Genomic DNA, 26,003 nt, shown 5'->3' on the forward strand with positions numbered 1-26,003 from the left:
AGCCAGTGCTGCTGATTTTCGTTCAGGCGAAATGCGTTTCATGGTGTTGCCTCACCGCCCCATTAGAGTTTTTGATGGGGGTGACAACTATCCTGACAGAGGGGGCGTCCAGCGAACTTTAGGGCTTTCTGACGAAATTCAGGTGTGTGCTGTTTACGGGGCTTCTGCGTGGTTGATTCTGGTTTTGTCATGTGAGCCACCTCTGGTTCAGAGTTTACCCACTTAGTCTCGTGTCCACTATTGCTGTGGTAAGATCAGAATGACCTGGAGAATAAATCCTGTGAGGCGAAAAATCCCAATACCATTATATGTAGCTCAATTATATTAATCTATATGATTTATTTATGGTGATTTTATCAATAGCATCATCGATACATGATAAAAAATGCAAATAACAACATAATTCACACCAATTAACTCCAATAACAGGCAACCCATAAATTAACAAAAATGAAAATACAATTCCATTATTGGAATGACTTAAAATTCAACGATCAAAAAAATGAAATATGACAACGCCTTACGATACAAAGGGTTAAATGATCTTTTTTTATTTTGAAAAGGTATTTTATTATTCGCAAAATTACGATATATTTCAAAAACGACTGAGAAATAATAGTACATTGGATGTGTATTTTATCTTAAGAGGGAATATGAATAACTATTATATAATCGACAATATTGTGTGCTTTTGCCCTTTAAACAATACATTAGAGAATCTATCTGGTAACGGAGAATCGATAATAATTAACTCACCCGCCAGTCGTTGCTTCCTACTGCTGCTTCAACAACAAAATAAAGTTATCAGCCAACAAGAGTTTCTGGATGAAGTATGGCAAAAAAAAGGTATTCATGTTTCTGCGAATACTTATTATCAAAATATCTCTATTCTGAGGAAGGGGTTGAAAAAAATCGGATTAGGTAACAACGTCATCATTACCGTTCCACGCATTGGCCTGACGCTTGCAAAAACCATAAAAATTACGGTATTGCCGCCAGAATCGACTCAACAGAACATTATTGCCGAACGTAAAATAGCCACTGAGTCCATACATTCTGCTGTGCAAGCAGTGTCCGTAGAAAAAGTGAGAACCACTCGGCAAGCCGGGGTTTTACAGTCCTCCAGTGCCTGTAGTCCAACAGATCAATCTGCTGCGGAAAAAAATTCATCGCCAGTCAGCCAGAGCCAAAATACGCATCAGGGCAACACTTTTTTCCAGCGTTCCTGGTCTTTTATTCATCGGGAAATCATTCATAAATTAAATGCCGTAACATTCATTATATTGTTGATTTTTTTTATATTTTCAAATTTAAATAAAACTGAACTTTTGACAACGGAGAACTACTCCAGCACGCCGAAGGAACAAGAATGCCAACGTTCCGCAGCTCAGGTTAATGAATTCAACTCATGAAAGACAGCTGATATTGGCACCTAAAATACTGCGCTCTATTAATCGTTTAATATCACAGGGTTTAAACCCGACACTCCTCAAATGTAGATCTGTATTTAAGGAGTGTCTTGCACAAAAGCGATAAAAAAGACGGCTGATGACTCCAATGAGTAGAACATGTATTTTTCGATGAAGGCTCCGATGACTTTTTCATGAAGCTCATGCAAAGCTGAGAACAGAGAGTTCTGCGGACCAGTCGTTTGATTCGAGTTCTCAGCATCAGGTTGTACGCTCAATGCGCTGAGTGAAAATCATGATAATTTAGCGCCTTACAATTAATATTCTATGAAGAACAACCACATAAATACGTTCATATATATCCTTCTATCTAATCTTACATAAGATAAAAATAAGAAGTCAGCATATGGACTTCATGCTTGTATTGCTATAAAAACATCATGAGCTTTTCAATAGTTAGTTCATTTTATGAGGGAACACACTACAGATTGTAAAATATAATTCTCATAAAATCTTTGAATGAGTTCATTAATACTTTACCAGGATATTTTAAATGTACATATGGAGAGGTACATATAGAAATGGAAAATGATACTTTTGATGATGGTTTTTTTTTCATCTTTAATGATAGATTTTGCTTCAACCCTTTTGAGCGAAAGATCTCATCAATCACAGATGATGATAACCACAGGGAAGTAAATATCAATGCTCCAGCAAGTAGATGCTTTTTATTATTGTTAAAAAACAGAAACGATGTAATATCAAGAGAATATTTCCTTGAACAGGTTTGGATAAATCACGGAGTTTTTGTCTCACTGAATACCTACTATCAAAATATATCAATATTAAGAAAAGCCCTAAAAAAGGTCGGACTAACAGAAGAATTCATTCTCACGATACCACACAGGGGATTAACATTAAGTCAAAATATTAAAATAAAAAAACAAAACAGAAATGAAACAGATATAACTACAAATGTGAAATATGACCGGATAGATAATACTCACAACATCCTTACCACAGACAAAAATGATAAAAAAACGCAGGAGATTCCTCATCTCTCAGAAAAGACAGCCATCAAATTAGCAAAAAAATCATGTGGAAAATTGAGAGGATTACTCTCGATGATCGCCATTGCCACAACCATTTCCCTTATAATGATATTATTAAACAATCACCTTCTAACTCAATCCAGAGAGCACCAGAACTGGGATACAAATAAAGAAACTACCTGTTTTCGATAAAAATAAGCTTTTTATTTTAAATAAAATCACACTAAATATTGATGATTTACTGTTTATCATGACGCAGTAATGAGTAGATAACAAGATGTCATCTCTCGTAAGATCTCGTAAGAGTGGTGTATTATGCACGGATATTTAACAACTTTTACGGTTCCAGTCAGTAGGAACCGTACACCCAGCCTTGATATGTTATCATTATTTACATTTACGCACTTACTGCAACATTCACTATCAAGAAAAAATCAACTTCATATAAATCATGATAAATATAATCCCGCTCACAATGATGAACTTATCATCTTAACTACCACACTTATTTTTATTAGTTATCTAAATATATTCACGTTCTCAAACTCATGAATATTTATCATTTAAGGTAAAGTTAAGTAGATCATATCTGTAAAAAAAGCTTACAGTACATCCACTACAAAATGAAGATACAGTTATAGTGGAATATAGAGATACATACTACATGTTAGTATAAGCCAGACATGTTAGTAGAAGCCAGCCAATAAACCAGCGTCAATAGCGTAAAAATGGAATTAATATCATGAAAGAACTTTCCGTAATCGAAATGGATGAAGTTTCTGGCGCATACAGCTGGGATTTGAGCAGTATCGGTAGCTTCGTACTGAGCGCAGCGTCAAATGCCGTTGAATTAGTATCTTCAGCGATTGTAGCCGCTTGCGTGGGAGCTATGGGTGGTGCATTAATCGGCGGTAAACACGGTGGTGATGGCGGGGGTATTCTGGGTGTCGGTTCTATCGGTCAGGGAGTTGGTATGATTGGTGCCGCAATTATCGGTGGTGTTGTCAGTGGTATTGCTGCCGCAGTAGTCGGATGGGAACGCACTGAGGAATATGCACGCAAGGCCATTGATGGCATGATTACCGGCACGCTCAGTTAATCGTTTTATTATTTAAGGAGCCACTTCGGGGCTCTTTTTTCTCGACGAGAATCTCATGGACAATAATAAAAAAAGCATATTTCGCAATGATGCTATCGATTATCAACGTCAGAAATGGGTGGGTAAAGCCCTACTTATTTCCAGAATCCCTGCACCTGTTATCAGTGGACTGTGTCTGGCTTTTATTGTGGCTATTGTACTGTCCATGATTTTCTTTGACTATAGCAGGCGCATTGATGTCGATGGTGAAGTCATTACCCTTCCTCACTCCATCAATATTTATTCCCCACAGCAAGGCTATATTATCACCAGTTTTGTTAAAGTTGGCGATCGGGTAAAAAAAGGCGACCCATTGTACGAGTTAGATGTTTCCCGTACAACGTCATCCGGCAACGTCAGTAGTACTGCGGTCGAATCTATCAAAATTCAGACTGATAATTTACACACCATAATTGCCAAACTAGAGAGCAATAAAAAATCCACCTTAGAAAATTTGCAGACTCAAATTAACAATTATGCGACAGCCCATAAAGAGACATTGAAAGTGTTAAAAAGCGCCCAAGAGGGTGTCGAAAAAATGAACCAAAGTTTACGTAATTATGAAAAATACCTGAAAAAAGGTTTAATTACCCAAGATCAACTTAATTATCAGCGCGCACAATCACTTTCTCAACAGAGTGCCTATCAAGCGCTGAACAACCAAAGCATTCAGGAAAATATTCAACTTTCACAATTACACAGCGATAAAATCACGCGTGCGGCAGATTTTGATAATCAGATTATTCAAAATCAATCTCAATTGAGTGATCTGGAACGACAACTGGCAGAATATAAAGCCAATAACAGCATCATTATCAGTGCCAAAGTAGACGGTGTTATTGAGTCACTTAGCGTCACCCCCGGTCAAATGGTTGAAACCAGTGCCAGTCTGGCACAAATTAAACCGGTGGATAATGTTGAGTATTATCTAATGCTATGGCTACCGGATAATAGTTTACCCTATGTAAAGATTGGGGATGGTATCAACATCAGATACAACGCTTTTCCGTCAGATAAATTTGGTCAGTTCCCGGGTAAAATTACTTCGATTTCATCTATTCCAGCCTCACCGCAGGAAATGAGCGGTTACAGTAGCGGTAGCCGTCAGGAAAAAGGTTCTTACTATAAAGTTTTGGTCTCTATTAGCGACACTGAGTTCAGTGATAAAGGGAAGAAACTTGCAATCTCTGGCGGCCTTCAGGCGAAGGTCATCGTTTTTCTTGAGAAAAAACCATTATATCAATGGGCCATTGCTCCTATTAATAAAATAAAAAACAGCGTGAGCGGAGTTGTCAATGACCAGTAATTCACTCTTTGACAAAATAAACAACAAAATCAATTTTTCATTACAGCGTAAAGTCCCCAAGATCCTGCAGTCTGAATCTTCAGAGTGTGGACTGGCTTGCCTGGCAATGGTGTCTGCTTACTATGGTCTGAATGTCGATTTATTTAATCTTCGTCAGAAATTCGGCGTATCAACTAAAGGTGCAACGTTAAACCTTGTCGTTAATGTTGCCTCACAGCTGCAACTAAAAACACGGGCACTTTCGCTGGATATTGATGAGATCAGGCAACTACGAACACCCTGTATTTTACACTGGGACATGAACCACTTTGTAGTACTGGTGAAAGTACGCCACAATTCATTTATTATCCATGATCCAGCTTTCGGGCGGCGTGTGGTGGGAATGAAAGATATGTCCAACCATTTTACCGGCGTGGCGCTGGAACTGTGGCCGGACAAAGAATTCCATAAAGAGACGGTGAAAACCAAGCTCCGCCTGCTTGACCTGATGAAGAATATCAATGGTCTGCCAGGGGCATTGCTGAAAATATTCTCGCTTTCGGTGGTCATTGAGTCGGTCAACCTGCTATTACCGGTAGGAACCCAACTGGTTACCGACCATGTCATTCAGGCACATGATTACGATCTGCTAACCGTCATCTGTCTCGGGTTGATAATCTTTACCCTGTTTAAGGCATTTGTCAGTGTGATCCGAGCCTGGACCTCAATTACATTGGGAACATTGACCGATGTACAATGGAAAACTACGCTGTTCGATCATTTAATGAAGCTGCCGTTGTCTTTCTTCGAAAAAAGACACCTCGGTGATATTCAATCCCGTTTCTCCTCGCTGGACGCCATCAGGACGACCTTCACCAACAGTATTGTTTCCGGGATTATCGATACGATCATGACCATCGGGCTGTTTGCGATGATGATGGTATATGGTGGCTGGCTGGTGTGGGTGGTATTGGGCTTTACTCTTTGTTATGCCCTGATACGCCTGTTGACCTACCGTCTGTATCGCCAGTTATCTGAAGAGCAAATCGTCAAGGGCGCCAAATCCAGCTCTCACTTTATGGAAACCCTCTACGGTATTTCAACGGTGAAATCATTGGGTATTGACCGCATTCGTTCAAGCCACTGGCTAAACCTGAATATTGACGCCACCAATACCGGGATAAAAATCACCCGTTTTAATATGATGTTTGGCGGTATCAATACCCTTATTTCTACGCTGGATCAGGTGGCGATCCTCTGGTTGGGCGCTTCGATGGTCATTGATAATAATATGACCCTCGGAATGTTTATGGCCTTTAACTCCTATCGGGGACAATTCTCACAACGCGCTTCCAGCCTGATTGACCTGACGCTAAGCCTGCGTATGCTTTCGCTGCATAATGAGAGGATTTCCGATCTTGTTTTCACTGAAGCGGAAGAAGAAATCACCGCACGGGTGATTTTTAAACCTGGCGAAGGTATTGCCCTTGATGTTAAAGATCTCACCTATCAATACGATGCATTATCAAAGCCGATCTTCACCGATTTGAATATGACCATTCAACCTGGGGAAAGTGTGGCTATCGTCGGTCCATCCGGTGCAGGGAAAACAACATTGCTCAAAGTCATGAGTGGTCTCCTCACTCCCACCAGCGGACAAATCCTGGCTGGCGGACTGGATATTCATAAAATCGGGCTGAATAATTTCCGGCAGAGTATCGCCTGTGTGTTGCAGGACGACAGGTTGTTTTCCGGCTCCATCGCCGACAATATTAGTGGCTTTGCCCCTGATGCCAACAGAGAGCTGATCATGGCCTGCGCGGTATACAGCAATATCCATCATGAAATAATGAGCATGCCAATGGGTTATGAGACACTGATTGGTGAACTGGGTTCAGGCATTTCTGGCGGACAAAAACAGCGGCTGTTCATTGCCCGTGCGCTGTATCGTCGCCCAAATATTCTTTTTATGGATGAAGCGACCAGCCATCTGGATATTGATAACGAAACGGCCATTAATAACGCCATATCGTCGCTGAAGATCACCCGAATCATTGTGGCTCACCGTCCTTCAACCATTGCCTCGGCTGACCGTGTTATTACGCTCTGAATAATATTCACCATCTGTTTTCCTCTCTTCCGGTAAGAGAGGAAATAGTCGTTCTTCTGACGGCTGAATACCGTCATTTATTACGGTATCCGGAAAAAAAGCGGCAAGACGCTGATCTCGCTACAGCGAGTCTCTACGACACAAAGAGTGAGACAGAGACCCGCTTTCCCGACAACCTTTACAGGTTATTTCGCGTAGGCTTCGGTCGAAATAGTCAGCTTCACTTCGTCGCTCACCGCTGGAACGTATTTGTCTAACTTGAACTCAGAACGTTTGAAAGTGGTCGTCGCATCAAAACCAACCGCCTGCTTTTTCACCATCGGATGCATTCCCTGCTTATTCAGCACCGCATGCAAAACAACCGGTTTCGTGATGTCTTTAATGGTCAGGTCGCCATAAACGTCCATTTTGTTTTTACCCTTGCTAACCACTTTGGTACTTTTGAAGGTCGCCGTCGGGTATTTCGCCACATCAAAATACTCGGCACTTTTAAATTCAGTGGTCAGGGCATCAACATGAGTATCAATGGTGTTCAGTGGGATGGAAACGTCGACTTTAGATTTGCCAACGCTGGCTGAGTCGAAGTCAATGTTACCTGTGATGTTGGATACATTCGCGGTCGGATGCGAAAAGCCGAAGTGTGTCCAGGCGATCACCACTGAAGTATGGTTGGGGTCCATGGCATAGCTTTCTGTCGCAGCGGCAGAAAACTGAGAATAGAAAGCAGAACTGATTAATAATGGCAAGGTGATTTTTTTAAGTAATGACATATATCCGAACCCTATTGTCTTAACGAGTAAGCTTGATAGTGCAAGATAATTCACCTATCCGATAGTGAAGATATTTGTTCAGGTCTGTCAAAAAGATTAGTTAACTTATGGAATGGTTTACACTGAGAAGTATGGGTTGTCCGCTCAGTAGTCAGGTGGCGGATCTGCCGGACAGCTCGAAATATTCGACAGCGGATCCTGAGCCACGCCAGCAGCCAAGTGAAATGAAGCAATAAAGGAGACAATGATGCCGGGACCATTGATTGGCGTAGGTGTATTAATTATGCGGGAAGGCCGATTGCTACTGGGTCGACGCCTGGGCAGCCATGGCGCAGGCGACTGGGCAACACCCGGCGGACATCTGGAATTTGGTGAAACACCGCAGGACTGCGCACGCCGTGAGGTACGGGAAGAAACAGGGATGAAGGTAGGCAACCTGGCGCAGTGCGGCTTCACTAACGACTTTTTTCATCGCGAACAAAAACACTATGTGACTCTTTTTATGCTGGCTGGAGAGTGCAACGGTACGCCGGAAGTACTGGAGCCGGAAAAATGCACCGGCTGGCACTGGTTCTCGCCGGATGCGCTACCAGAACCGCTGTTCGCGCCACTGCAAACGCTGCGTCAGGAAGGTGGTCTGGCTTTTCTCAATCCCGTAAAATAATCACTAAGACAGGGAAAATATTTCTGGCTACCGGAGTGCTGATCACTCGGTTCCATTATTCTCTCACTCCAGGGTAACGGTTCTTCTTTCTCTCGCGCTGAGTAGCGCAGCATCCAGCACCTCCAGCGTGCGAATAGCCTGCTCCGGCGTTACCGGCGGTTCAGTTCCCTCACGCACTGCCGCAGCAAAAGCTTCGTAATAACGTTGGTAACATCCCTGCGCAGAAGGGATACGCTCCTCGCCAGCTGCTGTGCGCAATATGCCCCACCGTTCCGGTTTCTCATAGCCCCAACCTGTTGGATCATCTGCCGGGCGCTTGCCAGCATAAATCGCCTCTGCCTGCACATCCGACCCATTGGAAACATAACTGCCTTTGTCGCCATATACCCGCAATTCGCGTACGGCCAGGTGGTTCAATTTGCTGGAAGAGAGGTACGAATGTACGCCACTGGTATGTGTCAGGGTAATCACAAAGCTGGCATCTGTCGGGCCTTCAGGTCGCTCCACAAGGTCAGTCTGCGCCAGCACTGATTTAACCGGCCCCAACAGCCAGATAGTCTGATCGACCAGATGACTGCCCATATCACGTAACAGTCCGCCTGTTTCCCCCCCCTCCAGCGTGTCCGGATCGTCGAGGTCCATTCGGTTATGCAGACGCCACAACTTCCCCACCCGTTGCTGCTCCAGTACGTTGCGCAGGGTTTGAATATCGGCATCAAAACGACGATTATGATAAATCCCCAACACGACGCCTTTGGCTTTCGCTGCGGCCGCCAGCTCACGTCCCGTCTTCGCATCAGGCGCAAAGGGCTTATCTGCAATAACCGCCACCCCTGCGGCTATCGCTTCCAGTACCAGTGCCCGACGGGTTTGCGGCGGGGTGGTAATGGTGACTATATCCACCCCAGCAGCCAGTAGCTCAGTCAGGCTGGCATACACCGGCACCTCAGGGAAGTCCACCTTCGCCCTGGCGATAGTCGCTGGCGCGCGAGCAACAATACCAGCCAACTCAACACCTTGTGCAGCAATGATAAAAGGTGCGTGAAAATTTTTACCACCGGTGCCATATCCTACTAATCCTATACGCATTTTTTCTCCTGGGAAATCACATGAGATATATATTTCATTTTTAACACGAATGGTTAATTATTTTCAATTTAGACAACGAAACCCGAATCAACCAGTCAGGGACGTGAAAATGAGCAGGGTTCCGTCACAAAAAAGAGCATTCAGGATGAAGACTCTTCAGACCACGTCGAATCCAGGACCCGGGGGAGGTGTACGCCAGCAGGTTAATGAAGCGCCTCATCGTCGTGGTACCAGGTTTCATAATTCGTCAGGTTATTGTCAATGATTCGGTCAGTTGGATTAAAAGCGATAAAAACCGCCTGATGCCAATGATACTTGACAATGATAGTTCTGTGAATTTATCAGAAACATTCGGTATAACCTCCTCATTTCACAGAGCAACCGACGTTGATCGTTGTTCTGCCACAACATTAAACTGTAAACCGCTTTCAATAATTTCACATAATAACGAGAGAGGACATCCTGCCAGCGCACGTCTCGCATAATGAAATGTGAAGTATCAATGTGCGTGTTTATTTAGCACTATAAAAATAATTTTTTTCCCCATTTACATTATATTTAAACCGTCGAATACTAGCGCCGACAACTCGTCGCGTAGCCCCTGCCACGCAGGGTTGCAATAAATTTATCTGATAGCAAACCAGATCCGTTAACAACAACCAAGGAACTCTTGTGGCACCCGTAGTAAATAAATCCGCAGCGTTGCACTCGGAAAATCTCGCTGATGAGGATGACAGTTTAGTTTCTCCCACAGATAATAATGCCATAAATAAAACCTACATCACCCGCGGCACTCGTCAATTCACCCACGCCACGCTGGCGCTATTTTGTGCCGGACTCTCCACCTTCGCCGTCCTTTATTGCGTTCAACCGATCCTTCCGGTGTTCTCGGAAAATTTCCATCTCACCCCGGCACAAAGCAGTTTATCGCTTTCGGTCACCACGGTCATGATGGCGCTCGGGATGCTGGTCACCGGCCCGGTATCGGATGCTGTCGGTCGAAAATCGGTCATGTCTGTTTCGCTGCTACTGGCGGCTATCTTCACGCTGGCATGTTCCGCCATGAGCAGTTGGGAAGGCGTACTGGCAATGCGCGCCCTGACCGGACTGGCGTTAAGCGGCGTAGCCGCGGTGGCGATGACCTGGCTCAGCGAAGAACTGCACCCGGTGTTTCTCTCATTTTCGATGGGGCTGTATATCAGCGGCAACTCGATTGGCGGGCTGACAGGACGGCTCTCCACAGGAATACTGGCGGATCACTTTTCGTGGCATGTGTCGTTGTGCCTGGTCGGGTTGTTTGCGCTAATCGCGGCCGGCCTGTTCTTCCGTTTGCTGCCACCTTCCCAGCATTTCCGCCCCAGTTCCCTGCACCCACACAAGCTGTTAGTGAACTTCATGTTCCAGTGGCGGGATACCGGGCTGCCCATGCTGTTTCTGGTCGGTTTTATCCTGATGGGCAGCTTTGTCACTCTGTTTAATTATGTCAGTTATCGCTTCCTGTCTGCGCCCTTCTCGCTGAGCCAGACAGTGGTAGGCCTGCTGTCGGTGGTGTATCTGACCGGAACTTACAGCTCGCCGCGAGCAGGAATAATGACGCCCCGTTACGGCCGTGGCGTGGTGCTGATGGCATCGCTGGGGCTGATGTTGGCGGGACTTCTGGCCACGCAGTTCACCTCATTGTTTCTGGTGCTGCCAGGACTGATGCTGTTCGCCGCGGGTTTCTTTGCGGCGCATTCAGTGGCCAGCAGTTGGGTCGGTCATCGCGCACGACGCGCCAGAGGCCAGGCTTCCTCCCTGTATCTGTTCTTCTATTATTTTGGCTCAAGCGTGGCAGGAACGCTGGGCGGTGTGTTTTGGAACAGTTATGGCTGGTTGGGTGTTTCAGGCTTTATCGCCGTGATGCTGACAGGCGGCCTGCTCCTCGCCAATAAACTGCGTAAAATTCCTGTTCTGGTGAAGAAAGTTCGCTAACAGTCTGAGGCGGAGCAACGCTCCGCCCTGGTTAATCCCGGCGCTAACGATTTACTTCGCCCCACTCTCCCCTTACTCTGTCGCCAGATAAGACCTGTCTGGAGCCACCATGAGTGACGTTGAAAATCTGCATGGGATGATTATTTTCGCCAAAGTCGTCGAGACGCTGAGCTATACCGAGGCAGCGAAACGACTTGGACTGTCGAAATCCTCAGTGAGCAAAGAAATCTCCGCACTGGAAGTCCGGCTCGGCACAAAATTGTTGCAACGCACCACCCGCAAGATTGCCGTTACCGAGGTTGGCATGACCTGGTATCACTACTGCGCCCGTATTCTCAACGAAGTGAAAAGTGCCGATCTGTTTATCCGTCAGTTCCATGAGGAGCCGACCGGTAACCTGCGTGTCGTGGCGCCGGTCACTTTCGGCTGTCAGTGTATCGTGCCAGTGTTGAACCAGTTTGTGGCCAATAACCTGCACGTCAGTGTCGATTTGGATCTCACTGATCGTCCGGTAAACCTGGTAGATGATAATATCGACCTGGCGATTGTTATCCGTCGCGACCGCCCCGAACATGCTCACTGCCAGGCACTGATCGATATCAGTTGGGGGTTGTATGCCTCACCGGATTATCTGCAACGTTTCCCCACCATCAACAAACCCGACGATTTGCCGCGCCACGATTTCATTCTGTTCCGCGGGCCTGCCCATACCATTTCACTCCCTTTTCGCAAAGATAAGCAGAAACGGGACATCGAAGTCCGCAGCCGCTTTCGCGCCAACAACAGTACCGCGCTGGTGAACTCCGCCATCGCCTGTACCGGGATAGCCTATCTGCCAGACTATAGCGCCCAGGACGCAGTAAAAGCAGGCAAGTTGGTCAGGGTGTTGCCCGAGTGGGAAATGGATGTGTATACATCGTGGATCCTGAGCAAAAGCGACAGCTTTATCTCACCGCGCGTCAGGCTGTTTATTGAAGTGCTACAAAAGGCATTACAGCAATAATGAATCAGGGCGGAAACACCTTCCCGCCCTGATTATCTTACTTAGTAGTAGTTACCGTGACGGTAATCCCATGTGGTGAAAATGTCAGACATCATCGACATGATCTTATCCACATCCAGCCCCTTACGGATCAGCACCGGGCAAGGCGTGATGTTACGCTCGCCTTTCTGCTCAGGCACCAGCTTGCCGCTCTCATCCACCATCGCGACCATCACCCCTTGCTCGTAACGGGTTTTTTCAGACTCGTTGGGCTGGATTGATTTCACGTAGTCGTTGGCGGCAATAATCAGATCAGCATGCGCTTCGATACGCTCGCCGATCCCTTCGACCAGGCCGCGGTTGCCTTTACCTGACGGGTTAGCTGAGCTGGCAAAGGAGAATTTACCGTGGTTTTCCCACAGTTCTTTCGCCAGTTTTTCGCCTGGCACACCAAATTTAATCACGAAGCAACTGGTCTGACGGCGATCCATCATCAGTTCTTTTGAGCCGTCGTCCGGAATACGCGCGACCGCTTCTTCTTTCCACGGCAGAATGCAGCCCAGCAACACGTCTTTATCCCAATGCTGCTGATACAACGCTTCAATTTCCGGGTTCAGCTGCGCCAGTTCTTTCAACTGCTCCAGCGAGCCGCACAGCACCACGCCCGGTTTGTTGCGGTTACGCTGCTTGGCCTCAAATTTACGCTCGAGACCTTTGGCATCGGAGGTCATGATGATATAGCCCACTTTGGTCGGGCAAACAATCATGCCGCCGTCGGCAGACAGAATTTTTACCGCTTCTGGCTGCAATCCGCCGTTCCACTGGATAGTCTTATTGTTCATAGTCACACCTGCAAATCTCATAAAGGGTTAGATGGGTTAGTGAGAGAGACCCGTCTGGACAACATCACGCCATTCACCGGGACCAGACGTCACTAATAACCTGTTGAAACCATCCTAACCTGGCCAGACATTTTCGCAACAATAAAGACCCATTAGCGATGATTGTTTCCATCAAGAAACAAATGTTGCTCATGATATGGCATCATCGGTATGGCACTTTTGCGGTTGTGTCGCATTAAGCAGCTAATCAGGTAACATGCTGTTTTTTTGTGATGTTACCTGCCCATATCCCTGATCCGAAAAGCCTTCAAACGCCTGCATTATCCCACAGATATTATTGCCCAGTGTGTTCGCTGGTATCTGGCTTATGCCCTGAGCCTGCGAAATCTCAAAATCAGGAGCCAGTGGAAATATCTGTACCGTGCGGTCGATACCTCAGGTCAGACAATAAACTTTCTGCTGACAGCGAAACGGGATGCGGCAGCGGCATTACGCTTCTTCCGCAAGGACATTCGCCACCATGGCGAACCCGAAATGGTAACCATCGATAAGAGTGGCGCCAATACGGCGGCGCTCGCCACGCTCAATGCCGGAGATGAAACCATCACCATCAGGCAGAGTAAGTATCTGAACAATTTGATTGAACAGGCCTCCCGGAATATCAAACGCCGAATACGGCTGATGCTGGGAGTCAAATCGTTCCGGCGTGCACCGGCTATTCTGGCCAGTATTGAACTGATTCACATGATACGTAAAGGGCAATATCAGCACCCTGCCGGGGACGGGATGCCCCCGGCAGGCCCGTTTTATCTGATGGCTACCTGAAAAACAGGCAGCGCAACATTTGCTGGCCGGCTGTCGTTAACGCGACAGAACCACTTTTGCCGCAAAACGGGCCACCCGACTTACTTCACCTGGCTCAGCTTATCAATGTCAGCATTCCCCTGCGACTCCGTCATGTTTTTACGCACTTTCGCCACGTCGCTGGCGCTGACCTGCGTTTTTGCGGTATTCCCCCAACTGCTGCGGATGAAATTCACCACATCCGCCACCTGCTGGTCCTTCAGGCGCCAACCAAAAGCGGGCATGGTGATAGTCGATGGCGCATCCTTTACGCCAGGCAGCGTGGCACCGCTCAGCACGATATGGATAAGCGACGTCGGATCGTCCGCCAACACCACCGGATTGCCGCGCAGTTGCGGGAAAAAGCGTTGGTAACCACTGCCATCCGTCTTATGGCAGGCCGCACAGCTGTCAACATACACCGAGGCACCCGGCTTGCTGTCATCGCCTTTCCACAGAGCTTTCGCTACCGCGTCATCCTCGCTAAAGCCAACCTGGTCAGCGTCGCGCGCACCCAGTGACTTCAGATAGCGGGCCATCGCGGTCACATCCTCTGCGCTCAGATACTGCAGGCTGTGTTGGATAACATCCGTCATGCCACCAAACACTGCGGTCTGTTGATTACGACCGGTACGCAGAAACTGCACCAGGTCATCTTCACTCCAACGCCCCAGACCGTCACGGTTGTCGCCGCGCAGATTACTGGCGGTCCAGCCGTCAATTGGTGAGTTACTACCAGCCAGGTAATCACTGCCTTCATGATCGCTCAGCGCTTTTTCCTGCATAGTCAGGCTGCGTGGCGTATGACAGGCGCCGCAATGGCCCAGGCCTTCCACCAGGTACTCTCCGCGAGCCAGTTGCGGATCCTGACCTTTTTGCGGTTGAAAAGCTTGCACATCCGGTGCAAACAAGCCGCGCCAAATCGCCAGCGGCCAACGCATGGACAGCGGCCACGGAATGTCGCTGTGCTGATTCGCCTGCGCAATCGGCTGCACGCCGTGCATAAAGTAAGCATAAAGCGCCTGCATGTCGTCGTCACTGACCCGCGCATAGGACGGATACGGCATCGCCGGATACAACGTGTCGCCATTCTTCGCCACACCGTGACGTACCGCCTTCTGGAAGTCATCGTAGCTGTAGTCGCCGATGCCGGTGTTCTTATCCGGTGTAATGTTGGTGGAATAGATAGTGCCGATCGGCGTCGCCATCGCCAACCCACCCGCGAACGGCTTCCCTCCCTTTTGGGTATGACAGGCCACACAGTCACCCGCTCGCGCCAGATATTCCCCACGTTTGATCTGCCCGGCGTCGTTGTCAGCGGCAATAGCGGCAAAAGTCGTCATGCCCAGCATCAGAGCCGGGATTAGTATTTTCATCATGGTTATCCTTACGCCTGTACCAACGGGCCTGGGTTTTTCAGGTACTGTTCACGGATAGCTTTTGCCGACCAGTAAGTCAGTGCCGCCACCATCCCTGTCGGGTTATACCCCAACCCCTGTGGGAAGGCTGACGCCCCCGGGACAAACACGTTAGGGACATCCCAGCTCTGCAGATAACGATTGATTGCACTGGTTTGCGGATCTTCACCCATAATCGCCCCGCCATTCATATGCGTGGTCTGATACACCGTGGTGTCGAAATGCGTGCCCGGAGCTTTGGGTGAACCGCTGATCAATTTCGGGTTCATCGCTTCGGCAATTTTATGCATCTGCCCATGCATAAACTGCGACATCTTGATGTCATTATCCTGCCAGTCAAACGTCATCCGCAGCAGTGGTCGGCCGAAAACATCCTTGTAATTCGGATCAAGATCTAGGTAGTTATTACGGTACGACTGATGCGCACCATGTGCATCCATCGATACATGATGCGTGTAGTGGTCGGCGACGGCCGCCTTCCATTTACTGCCCCAGTTTGGTGTGCCCGGCGGGGTCGGCAGGCCGGAGATCGGCTTCACGCCAGCCTGATTCACCCACATTGGCGAACCACCGACAAAACCATATTTGGCGTGATCGAAGTTGTCAGCGTTAAAATCGTCGATCCCTACGCCTGCGCCGCCCGCGCCGATAAAGTTGTTGGTAAACACATCTTTATCAAAGAAGGCTTTGATGGTGGAGATGTTCTGATAGGCGAAGTTACGGCCCACGGTCCCCTCGTTGGTCAGTGGATCGTAAGGCTTGCCGATACCGGATAACAACATCAGATGCACGTTGTGGAACTGGAAGGCTGAGAGGATCACCAAATCAGCTGGTTGCTCAATCTGGCGTCCCAGCGCATCAACATAGGTAACGCCAGTGGCTCGCTTCTTATCCGCCGTCAGGTTAACCTGCAACACATTGGCGTTTTCACGCAGCTCAAACGTCGGTTCCTGACGCAGCGCGGGCAGAATATTAACGTTCGGCGACGCTTTGGAATACATGTAGCAGGCATAGCCACTGCAGTAACCGCAAAAGTTACATGGCCCCATCTGCGCACCGTAGAGGTTGGTATACGGGCCGGAGGTGTTGGCTGAAGGTAAATCGTAGGGGTGATAGCCAATCGATTCTGCCGCCTGGGCAAACAACTGCGCAGAGTAGGTCCGCTTTTGCGCGGGCAATGGGAATTTGTCAGAACGGTCTGGCGCAAACGGATTGCCCTTCCCCTGACCTGTCACTTTACCTTTAACGCTCCATTCCGATCCGGAGGTGCCAAACACTTTCTCGGCCTTATCGAAGAACGGTTCCAGCTCATCATAGGTGACACCGAAATCCTGGATAGTCATCCCTTGTGGAATAAAGTTCTTGCCATAACGTTCCTGGTAATGACTGCGCATCCGCAACTCGATTGGATCAACACGAAAATGCACGCCAGACCAGTGCAATCCTGCCCCACCGGTTCCCGTACCCGGCAAGAAAGCGGCTAACTGACGATAGGGTAATGCGGTTTGCGCCATATTATGGCGGATGGTGACGGTACTTTTCGACAGGTCCTGAAACAGCTTTTTACGGATGTTATAGGTCAGTTCATCAATCACCTGCGGATACGCGCCATCCGGCCAGGTATCACGATGTGGACCTCGCTCCAGCGCCACAACATTCAGGCCAGCTTCGGTCAGCTCTTTCGCCATTATCGATCCAGCCCAACCAAAACCGACGATCACTGCATCCACTTTTCTCATTACATTTGCCATGATTATGCTCTTTCCCCACGCATAGACACCGGAGGGAACGGGTAGCGTTCCCCGCGTTCAACCCAGTCCATAAAGTCCGCACGGGCACCAGGGAAGTTAATCAGCGTCCAGCCGACCATCCCCTGATTACCACCGTGGATCGGATCGCTGAAAAACCCTTCACGAGTGTTTTGCAGCAGGAAAGAGAAAAAAACAGTGGCCGGAACCTGCCTGAACTCAACATGGCCTGCTTCAAAAGCCTGCAACAACGCATCCTGCTGGTCACCGCTCAGTTGAGAAAAGGTCTTACCCAGCTGAGCTTTCGCGACAGCATCCGCATCGGCGATGCCCAGGCGGTAAATATCCCGGGGGATCAAGGGCAGCTGGTAGCCTAACGCCGGATCGGCATCCGGATGGAAAGGCCCCTGCATATACCAGTTGGCGCCGGTACCGTACGGGGTATTCATCTGTCTGTCGATATACTCCGGTACTCCCGCTTCCAGCGCACCAGGCCCTCGCTCGTCAGCAGGGATTAAGCGGGCCACCGCCGCCTGTAAAAAAGCGTATTCCTCCGGGGTAAACCAGGTGGGTTGATAATCGCGGGCTTTCTGCGTACCAGCGGGAATATGATCTTTGGCTACCGCTGGTGCGGCGGCGGTAAGTGCGCCCAGTCCACTGCCGCTAATCGCCATGGCGGGTGCCAGGGTAATGGTCTTCAGCAAAAAATCCCGACGGGAACTTCCTGTTTTTTCTTTCGACATGACATTGCCTTATCAAGCTAAGGCCTGGTAACAAAACCAGGGGATCACCGTTGCTTGCAGTATTTTTTATAGAAGTGAAGTAAGAATAATGGCGTCATTACCGGGGTGATGTTACCGGTAACATTCGTGAAAAATTATACCCTGGATTTTTTCAAATATTTATCATAAACAAACAAAATGGCACAAATTAATTAACACAAGTTCACCATATCAGATATAAATTTTTAAATTCAATAACAAATCAACATTTTGTGCTTAATTTTCTTACTGGCAACTGCAATTCAAAATTTAACTCCTGTCTTTACCCCTTAGGATTGGAGGTTCCTTATAAATAAGAATAACCAGGTTACAAAAACAGCATGAGTGAAACCAGTACGGCCGGTCGACTGCCGTCCAGCGAGAAATTTAATACCCCACGCCTGTCCACCAGAATCGATGCTCTACCCGCTTCCGCCGGGCTATGGCGCTTTATTGCGCTACTGTCTCTCGGCGGATTTTTTGAACTCTACGACCTATTCCAAACCGGTTATATCAGCTCGGGACTGATGGCGGAAAACATCTTTCACCTCGGTCGCCAGGGCGTATTTGGCCTTTCTGACCAGGCGGCATTCGCCTCATCAACGTTCCTCGGTCTGTTTGTCGGCGCCAGTCTGCTGGCGCCCTACGCCGACCGCTTTGGCCGTCGCCTGACATTTATGTTTGCACTGGCCTGGTATGGCTGCTTTTCATTGCTCATGGCCTTTCAGGGGCAGGCGGAATGGATCATCTTCTGCCGTTTCCTGGTCGGCGTCGGGCTGGGCGTTGAGCTGGTGACCATCGATACCTATCTGACTGAATGTGTCCCCAGCAACCTGCGTAGCAAAGCGTTCGCGTTTGCCTTCTTCGTGCAATTTTTATCAGTGCCGGCGGTAGCGCTGATGTCCTGGTGGCTGGTGCCGAAAACTATCCTCGGGTTAACCGGCTGGCGATATGTGGTGATCGCCGGCGCTCTGTGTTCGCTGGTTATCTGGCTTATCCGCAAAAACTTGCCAGAATCTCCGCGCTGGCTGGCGCAGCAGGGCAAGCACCGCGAAGCGCATCAGGCCGTCAGTCTGATGGAAGCTCGTTGCGGCGTACCGTCTACGGAGCCCCCGGCTGATGAGATGGAAACGAATGAAATTATTGAGGAAAAAGGTACCTTTCGCGACATCTGGCGACCGGAATACCGTCAGCGTACATTGATGCTGGTCGTGATGAACATTTTTCAGGCGATTGGCTTCTTCGGCTTTGGCAACTGGTTGCCCGCGCTGCTGTCCGGCAAAGGCACCAGCATCACCCACAGTTTACTCTACGCCTTTTTCATCACTCTCGCTTACCCTCTCGGCTCATTGCTTTGCAGTCGTTATGCCGATCGGCTCGAAAACAAATGGCAAATTGTCCTGTCGTCGCTGATGACGGTAATTTTCGGCACGCTGTTTGCGCTGCAGAGTAACCCGGTGCTGCTCATTATCTGCGGCTTCTGTATCACCTGGTCGAACGCCTGGCTGACCTGGAGCTATCATGCCTATCAAACCGAAGTGTTTCCCACCTTTATCCGCGCCCGGGCGGTTGGCTTCTGTTACTCATTCAGTCGCCTTTCAACCGTATTCAGCAGTATTCTGATCGGGATGATTTTGCAGGTAGCCGGCACGCAGGGGGTGATCGCCTTTATCGTCGTCAGTATGCTGATTGTCATGCTGGTGATTGGCGTGTTCGGCCCGAAAACGCGGGGCCTGGATCTGGAGAATATCTAAAACGGTGGTGGGAGCATTGAGGCTCCTGCCCTCAGCGGTGAACTGACGCTCCAGACGGTAACACCTGCCGGATATCGTCAGTCCCTCAAAATATTCATCCGCTATTTTTCGCCAGGCGGCAGTTCGCCTGTAATCAATAGAAACAACAGCAATGAGATTATTAACAGCGAAAAGCGTTATAAAAAGGAAATAATGCCTGGAGTTCTTATGTTTAAATCTTTTTTCCCGCGGCCTGTACTCTTTTTTAGCAGCGTCGTTATCTGGTCTGCCCTGGCCATCCTGGTGTGGTTCGGAGGAGGGCATGACTGGCTTTTGCACCTCTCGTTTTTTTCCCATGGCGCCAATACTCCGCTCCCCAATAACGCCCTGCGCTTTATTGCACCGTCCGGCCTGGCTTTCTATCTTTATTATCTGGTGGTGGTCGCGCTGTTTGCCGGCTTCTGGTTTCTGTTCAGCCCCCATCCGTGGCAGCGCTGGTCGGTGCTGGGCTCAGCCCTGATTATCTTTGTTACCTGGTTTTCCGTGCAGGTCGGCGTGGCGGTCAATGCCTGGTATGGTCCGTTTTACGATTTGATCCAGAGCGCGATGGCCCATCCCAATACGGTGACCATTACCACTTTCTACCGTCAGTTGACAGACTTTCTCAGTATCGCGCTGATTGCGGTAGTGATGAACGTGTTGAATATGTTTTTCGTCAGCCACTATGTGTTCCGCTGGCGGACGGCGATGAACGATTACTATATGGCGCACTGGTCGGAACTGCGTGAAATTGAAGGGGCCGCCCAACGTGTGCAGGAAGATACGATGCGCTTCTCCTCCACGCTGGAAGATATGGGGGTCAGCTTTATCAATTCCATCATGACGCTAATCGCCTTTCTGCCGGTGCTGGTCGCGTTATCGATACACGTTAAAACCGTGCCAATTCTCGGTAGTATTCCTTACGCACTGGTCGTTGCTGCCGTGTTGTGGTCCCTACTGGGTACCGGGATGCTGGCAATCATCGGGATCAAGCTGCCTGGGTTGTCGTTCCGCAATCAGCGCGTGGAAGCGGCCTACCGTAAAGAACTGGTGTATGGTGAAGACGATCCCCACCGCGCCAGGCCGCCCACAGTGAAAGATCTGTTCCATAACGTGCGTAAGAACTACTTCCGCCTGTACTTCCACTATCTGTATTTCAATATTGCGCGCATTCTCTATCTACAGGTGGATGCGGTGTTCAGTCTGTTTGTGCTGTTCCCATCGATTATCACCGGCGCGATTACGCTGGGACTGATGACACAGATAACCAATGTCTTCGATCAGGTACGCAGTTCGTTCCAGTATCTGATTAACTCATGGACCACGCTGGTTGAACTGCTGTCGATCTATAAACGTCTGCGCAGTTTTGAGCAAACCCTGAATTCGTTACCTGATCATGAAGATGTGACGGCTTAGCCAGAAACAGGGGCGGATCACTTCGCCCCTCCGCGAATCAATGCAGGACCTTGCCCCTGAAGCCGCCTCGCTGCTTTGTGCATCCCGCGCCTGTGCGGTTTAAAAACACCTGTCGCATTTTTCCTGCAACTTACATTATCAGGGTATATACTGAAATATTCAGAATGGAGATAACATGTTAAATAGATTTAAAAGCCACAGGAATAAGATTTTTCCTTAGTGGAATCGTTAATTTATTAACACTTTCATTTTTCATCAACGTATAGCGACATTATGTGTTGATGATATCTGGCTTATTCTATCGCCAGAAAAATTAAGAAAAGTCCGCAAATAAAAAAACACGACAGTATGATAATTAAGGCTTTTTCCTATTGTGTTGGCCTTTTTTATCTTATTTTACCGATTCGCCATAAATTTAAAATTGCAGTAGTAATAACTTTTATTATAAAGTCCCGACTATCGCTTAAAAAAACACTGTAGAAATAAACGGATTTTCTAATAATCACAGGTGGTTACTCAGCTAAGTTTTATTTGTCTGTTACGGGTAAATACAGAAAAATCACCTTGTCACCGCCCACAGACATAGCACCAGTGTCATCACGTCAACACCAGGGCGTTATACCGGGCAGGTCGCAAGACCTGCTTTTTTTTTATATCGACATGATCGATTGCCCAGCCCCCGTGTTGTCAGCCTGGCACAACGCCAGGCCTGGGGGCCAGGCTAACGGAAGATGCTAAGCATCACCGCCACCCGGCGGGTTAGATGAAACCCGCGACAGCGGCTATACCTCTGATTCTGGCTGGACTCAGACCGACGAGGTTATATCTGCTCACTCCGGCAGCGTTCAGGAAGCGGATGCCAGACGCTTGATTTTCGCCTCATAGGCCAGCGCCTGCTCACTGTCAAACTGGTTCTCCCATTTAGCAATCACCAGTACCGCCAGGGCGTTACCTATCACATTCAGCGCGGTACGGGCCATATCCATGATACGATCCACTCCGGCAATAAACGCCAGACCTTCCAGTGGGATCCCCACACTCCCCAGCGTCGCCAGCAGAACCACGAATGAAACGCCCGGTACACCTGCAATGCCCTTCGAGGTCACCATCAGTGTCAGTACCAACACGATTTCCTGACCAACAGACAGTTCAATGCCATACAACTGAGCGATAAAGATTGCCGCGATGCTCTGATACAACGTCGAACCATCCAGGTTAAAGGAATAACCGGTCGGCACGACAAAACTGGTGATCGACTTCGGCGCGCCATACGCCTCCATCTTCTCCATAATCCGTGGCAACACAGTTTCAGAACTGGAGGTGGAGTAAGCCAGGATCAGTTCATCCTTCAGAATACGCATCAACGTGGTAATGCGCAGCTTACAAAAACGCGCCACCGCCCCCAGGACCACAAAAGCGAAAAACAGGATCGCGGCATAAACCAGGATAACCAGCTTAGCCAGCGGCCACAGTGAAGCAAATCCAAAGTTAGCAATGGTCACCGAGATCAGTGCAAACACCCCTACCGGCGCATAACGCATAATCATATGCGTCACTTTGAACATCGTTTCAGAGGTGGAACGGAACACCTTCAGCAACGGCTCACGATGTTCTGACGGCAACGAGGACAGACCCAGACCAAACAGAACCGAGAAGAAGATGATTGGCAGCATGTCACCTTTAGCGAACGCCGCGAAAATATTCGGCGGGATCAGCGACAAAATGGTGGTGACCAGACTATGCGCGCCACTTTCCACTTGCGCGGTGGTGGCTTCATATTTAGAAATGTCCACCGTTGCCAGCGTTGACATATCAATGCCGTAGCCTGGTTTAAACACATTCGCCAGGGTAATACCTACCACAATGGCAATGGTGGTGATCACTTCAAAATAGATGATGGTTTTCAAACCGATTCGTCCCAGCTTCTTTGCATCGCCCACCCCGGCGATACCGACAATCAGCGTGGAAATCACAATAGGCACGACAATCATTTTGATCAGTCGGATAAAGATATCTCCGGCAGGACTGAGAATGTTATTGATTAACCATTCACGATTTTCCGGTTGATTATGCAATATCGCGCCGACGAGTATCCCCAGAACCAGTGCCGTCATTATTTGCCAGGCCAGGCTAAATTTTGCTGCTTTCATAATATTTTTCCTTAACAAAACCCACGATCCGCGTGTGGCATGCGAAATGAATTACTCTCACGGGAGATCAAACCGAAATAGGCTAATTCGCGGATAATGGATGGTTGCACCCTGATTTGCAGGCGCGTAATCAGTACCATTTTCACAGGTATAAATGCAACCCTATGTGATATACGGCCAGAATATCATCAACTCTCAGGATAAAGAACTGAACTCATCATCGCTAAGTAACTCATTGTTATAATTGGTAATATTTACACACCCTGCCGCATAGTTATGCAAAACAAACCCCAAATTCGCAACATCACCAACGTTTAATCGCCTTTATTTTGACCTGTTTTTTTCTCACCGTGGCAGTTTTGAGGGGGTGGGAACAAGGGCAAACGTTTCATTCAGGTTCGGTAATTTTTTCGCTGCTTTCATCACATACAGTGACGACGTGATCCAGGACGCAAAAAACAAACAAATCTTATCGCCTCGCTTCATTCAACCTTTTATTGACATATCATTAACATATTCAAGGAGATTAGCTATGATCCAACCACACCGTCATTCCGTTCCCGCAAATATTGCGGAAAATACCCTGATCAACGCGCAACAATATCAGTCGATGTACCAGCACTCGGTGCAGGACCCCGAAGCATTCTGGGGAGAACAAGGTAAAATCCTCGACTGGATCAAGCCTTATTCAACGGTGAAAAATACCTCGTTCGCACCGGGCAATATCAACATCCGTTGGTTTGAAGACGGTACGCTGAACCTTACCGCTAATTGCCTTGATCGACACCTGCACAGTCGCGGAGATCATCCGGCCATTATCTGGGAAGGTGATGACGCCAGTGAAAGCAAGACACTGACCTTCCGGGAACTGCATCGCGAAGTTTGTCGCTTCGCTAACTCACTAAAAGAACTCGGCGTGAATAAAGGCGATGTCGTCGCCATTTATATGCCGATGGTGCCGGAAGCTGCCATCGCCATGCTGGCCTGCGCACGCATTGGCGCTATTCATTCGGTGATTTTTGGCGGCTTCTCGCCTGAAGCGGTCGCCGGGCGCATTATCGATTCTAATGCCAGACTGGTGATCACCGCAGATGAGGGCGTTCGCGCTGGCCGTCGTATTCCGCTGAAGAAAAATGTTGATGATGCACTGGCTAACCCTAACGTTAAAACGATGACTCATGTGGTGGTGTTCAAACGTACCGGTAACACGATCAACTGGCAGCATGGCCGCGATATCTGGTGGCACGAGCTGGTGAATAAAGCCAGCACGCACCACCAGCCGGAAGAGATGCAGGCGGAAGACCCGCTGTTTATCCTTTATACCTCCGGTTCGACCGGCAAACCCAAAGGGGTTCTGCATACGACTGGCGGCTATCTGGTTTATGCCGCGACCACCTTTAAATATGTCTTTGATTATCATCCAGAAGATATCTACTGGTGTACCGCCGACGTTGGCTGGATAACGGGCCACAGCTATTTACTGTACGGTCCGCTGGCCTGTGGCGCCACCACACTCATGTTTGAGGGCGTACCAAACTGGCCGCAGCCCAGTCGTCTGGCAGAAGTGGTGGATAAACATAAAGTGACCCTGCTTTACACCGCGCCGACCGCGATCCGCGCCCTGATGGCCGAAGGCGATAAAGCCATTACCGGCACCGATCGCACCAGTCTGCGTATTATGGGGTCGGTTGGTGAACCGATTAACCCGGAAGCCTGGGAGTGGTACTACCATAAAATTGGCAACGGCCGCTGCCCAATAGTCGACACCTGGTGGCAGACGGAGACCGGCGGTTTCATGATAACGCCTCTGCCGGGTGCCACGGAGTTAAAAGCAGGTTCCGCCACTAAACCATTCTTTGGCGTACAGCCCGCACTGGTGGATAACGAAGGTAACGCGCTGGAAGGCGTCAGTGAAGGTAATCTGGTGATTGTCGACTCCTGGCCGGGGCAGGCCCGTTCCCTGTTCGGCGATCACCCGCGCTTCGAGCAAACCTATTTCTCCACCTTCAAAAATATGTATTTCAGCGGGGATGGCGCTCGTCGTGATGAAGACGGTTATTACTGGATAACGGGACGGGTTGACGATGTGCTAAATGTTTCCGGTCACCGACTGGGCACCGCTGAAATTGAATCGGCGTTAGTTTCACATCCTAAAATTGCCGAAGCCGCCGTGGTGGGGTTCCCACACCATCTAAAAGGCCAGGCTATTTACGCCTATATCACCCTGAACAGCGGAGAAGAACCCACTCCAGAGCTGTACAACGAGGTGCGTGGTTGGGTGCGTAAAGAGATCGGCCCGATAGCCACCCCTGATGTGCTGCACTGGACTGATTCATTGCCGAAAACCCGTTCCGGTAAAATTATGCGTCGTATCCTGCGCAAAATTGCCGCTGGTGATATCGGTAATCTGGGCGATATCTCAACCCTCGCCGATCCTGGCGTAGTGGAAAAACTACTCGAAGAGAAACGCGCGATTCACATGTCGGAACCGCGCTGATAACCACAAAGCCATGGATGGGCTGGGGGCTGTCGCCAGGACGGTAACAGAACCAGACACACGACAACCGCTGAAAACCGGCTCAG

General features: G+C 48.7%; 19 protein-coding genes and 1 pseudogene. 12 read left to right on the plus strand and 8 right to left on the minus strand.

What is annotated here, in order from left to right:
* The first annotated feature begins 653 nt into the window (after positions 1–653).
* Complete coding sequence (locus EH228_RS11235; RefSeq protein ID WP_193323329.1) at positions 654–1,412, plus strand: winged helix-turn-helix domain-containing protein; 759 nt, start codon at positions 654–656, stop codon at positions 1,410–1,412.
* 95 nt (positions 1,413–1,507) lie between these two features.
* Here EH228_RS11235 and EH228_RS11240 read toward each other — a convergent pair.
* A pseudogene (locus EH228_RS11240) lies at positions 1,508–1,703 on the minus strand (IS1 family transposase); the annotation flags it as partial.
* Positions 1,704–1,990: 287 nt separating this feature from the next.
* Between EH228_RS11240 and EH228_RS11245 the strand changes: the two are divergent.
* From EH228_RS11245 to EH228_RS11260, 4 genes are all read left to right on the plus strand, one after another.
* Entirely contained in the window at positions 1,991–2,653 is a 663-nt protein-coding gene (locus tag EH228_RS11245) for a winged helix-turn-helix domain-containing protein (RefSeq protein ID WP_152321754.1), read from the plus strand.
* 550 nt (positions 2,654–3,203) lie between these two features.
* Positions 3,204–3,560 carry a hypothetical protein gene (locus EH228_RS11250; RefSeq protein ID WP_152321755.1) on the plus strand — a complete coding sequence of 119 codons (357 nt, stop codon included), beginning with the start codon at positions 3,204–3,206 and terminating at the stop codon, positions 3,558–3,560.
* 55 nt (positions 3,561–3,615) lie between these two features.
* Positions 3,616–4,905: an HlyD family secretion protein gene (locus EH228_RS11255; protein WP_152321756.1), complete on the plus strand. Its 1,290-nt coding sequence runs from the start codon at positions 3,616–3,618 to the stop codon at positions 4,903–4,905.
* A complete protein-coding gene (locus EH228_RS11260; RefSeq protein WP_152321757.1) occupies positions 4,895–6,994 on the plus strand; it encodes a peptidase domain-containing ABC transporter in 2,100 nt (699 codons plus the stop codon). Before EH228_RS11255 ends, EH228_RS11260 begins: the two co-directional genes overlap by 11 nt.
* 185 nt (positions 6,995–7,179) lie before the next feature.
* Here EH228_RS11260 and EH228_RS11265 read toward each other — a convergent pair whose 3' ends face one another.
* On the minus strand, positions 7,180–7,764 hold the full coding sequence (locus tag EH228_RS11265; RefSeq protein WP_152321758.1) for a YceI family protein: 585 nt from the start codon (positions 7,762–7,764) through the stop codon (positions 7,180–7,182).
* A gap of 247 nt (positions 7,765–8,011) precedes the next feature.
* On the opposite strand from EH228_RS11265, the gene EH228_RS11270 reads away from it, so the two are divergent.
* Positions 8,012–8,428 carry a nucleotide triphosphate diphosphatase NUDT15 gene (locus EH228_RS11270; RefSeq protein WP_152321759.1) on the plus strand — a complete coding sequence of 139 codons (417 nt, stop codon included), beginning with the start codon at positions 8,012–8,014 and terminating at the stop codon, positions 8,426–8,428.
* Between the two features lie 63 nt (positions 8,429–8,491).
* On the opposite strand, the gene EH228_RS11275 is transcribed toward EH228_RS11270, so the two are convergent.
* Positions 8,492–9,517 carry a Gfo/Idh/MocA family oxidoreductase gene (locus EH228_RS11275; RefSeq protein WP_152321760.1) on the minus strand — a complete coding sequence of 342 codons (1,026 nt, stop codon included), beginning with the start codon at positions 9,515–9,517 and terminating at the stop codon, positions 8,492–8,494.
* A gap of 672 nt (positions 9,518–10,189) precedes the next feature.
* Here EH228_RS11275 and EH228_RS11280 point away from each other — a divergent pair.
* Together EH228_RS11280 and EH228_RS11285 are read left to right on the plus strand one after the other, a co-directional pair.
* Positions 10,190–11,488: an MFS transporter gene (locus EH228_RS11280; protein ID WP_152321761.1), complete on the plus strand. Its 1,299-nt coding sequence runs from the start codon at positions 10,190–10,192 to the stop codon at positions 11,486–11,488.
* 109 nt (positions 11,489–11,597) lie between these two features.
* On the plus strand, positions 11,598–12,491 hold the full coding sequence (locus EH228_RS11285; protein WP_152321762.1) for a LysR family transcriptional regulator: 894 nt from the start codon (positions 11,598–11,600) through the stop codon (positions 12,489–12,491).
* A gap of 41 nt (positions 12,492–12,532) precedes the next feature.
* Here the strand turns inward: EH228_RS11285 and EH228_RS11290 are convergent, their stop codons facing one another.
* Positions 12,533–13,312, minus strand: a complete 780-nt coding sequence (locus EH228_RS11290; protein ID WP_152321763.1) for an L-threonylcarbamoyladenylate synthase — start codon at positions 13,310–13,312, stop codon at positions 12,533–12,535.
* Between the two features lie 285 nt (positions 13,313–13,597).
* Here EH228_RS11290 and EH228_RS11295 point away from each other — a divergent pair, with 285 nt between their 5' ends.
* Positions 13,598–14,137 (plus strand): IS6 family transposase, encoded by a 540-nt coding sequence (locus tag EH228_RS11295; protein ID WP_152321764.1) that lies wholly within the window; start codon positions 13,598–13,600, stop codon positions 14,135–14,137.
* A gap of 80 nt (positions 14,138–14,217) precedes the next feature.
* Here the strand turns inward: EH228_RS11295 and EH228_RS11300 are convergent, their stop codons facing one another.
* Genes EH228_RS11300 through EH228_RS11310 form a run of 3 tightly spaced genes read right to left on the minus strand, consistent with a single transcriptional unit; the run spans position 14,218 to position 18,064 of the window.
* On the minus strand, positions 14,218–15,534 hold the full coding sequence (locus EH228_RS11300; protein ID WP_152321765.1) for a cytochrome c: 1,317 nt from the start codon (positions 15,532–15,534) through the stop codon (positions 14,218–14,220).
* Between the two features lie 8 nt (positions 15,535–15,542).
* Positions 15,543–17,324 carry a GMC family oxidoreductase gene (locus EH228_RS11305; RefSeq protein WP_152321766.1) on the minus strand — a complete coding sequence of 594 codons (1,782 nt, stop codon included), beginning with the start codon at positions 17,322–17,324 and terminating at the stop codon, positions 15,543–15,545.
* Positions 17,325–17,326: 2 nt separating this feature from the next.
* Positions 17,327–18,064 carry a gluconate 2-dehydrogenase subunit 3 family protein gene (locus tag EH228_RS11310; RefSeq protein WP_152321767.1) on the minus strand — a complete coding sequence of 246 codons (738 nt, stop codon included), beginning with the start codon at positions 18,062–18,064 and terminating at the stop codon, positions 17,327–17,329.
* Between the two features lie 359 nt (positions 18,065–18,423).
* On the opposite strand from EH228_RS11310, the gene EH228_RS11315 reads away from it, so the two are divergent.
* Both EH228_RS11315 and sbmA read left to right on the plus strand, forming a co-directional pair.
* Positions 18,424–19,836, plus strand: a complete 1,413-nt coding sequence (locus EH228_RS11315; protein ID WP_152321768.1) for an MFS transporter — start codon at positions 18,424–18,426, stop codon at positions 19,834–19,836.
* 207 nt (positions 19,837–20,043) lie between these two features.
* Positions 20,044–21,270, plus strand: a complete 1,227-nt coding sequence (gene sbmA / locus EH228_RS11320; RefSeq protein ID WP_152321769.1) for a peptide antibiotic transporter SbmA — start codon at positions 20,044–20,046, stop codon at positions 21,268–21,270.
* A gap of 845 nt (positions 21,271–22,115) precedes the next feature.
* Here sbmA and gltP read toward each other — a convergent pair.
* Complete coding sequence (gltP, locus tag EH228_RS11325) at positions 22,116–23,420, minus strand: glutamate/aspartate:proton symporter GltP (RefSeq protein WP_152321770.1); 1,305 nt, start codon at positions 23,418–23,420, stop codon at positions 22,116–22,118.
* 532 nt (positions 23,421–23,952) lie between these two features.
* Here gltP and acs point away from each other — a divergent pair.
* Positions 23,953–25,917: an acetate--CoA ligase gene (gene acs, locus EH228_RS11330; RefSeq protein ID WP_152321771.1), complete on the plus strand. Its 1,965-nt coding sequence runs from the start codon at positions 23,953–23,955 to the stop codon at positions 25,915–25,917.
* The last annotated feature ends 86 nt before the right edge of the window (positions 25,918–26,003 follow it).

Source organism: Erwinia endophytica (genome assembly GCF_009295515.1).
GTDB lineage: Bacteria > Pseudomonadota > Gammaproteobacteria > Enterobacterales > Enterobacteriaceae > Erwinia > Erwinia endophytica.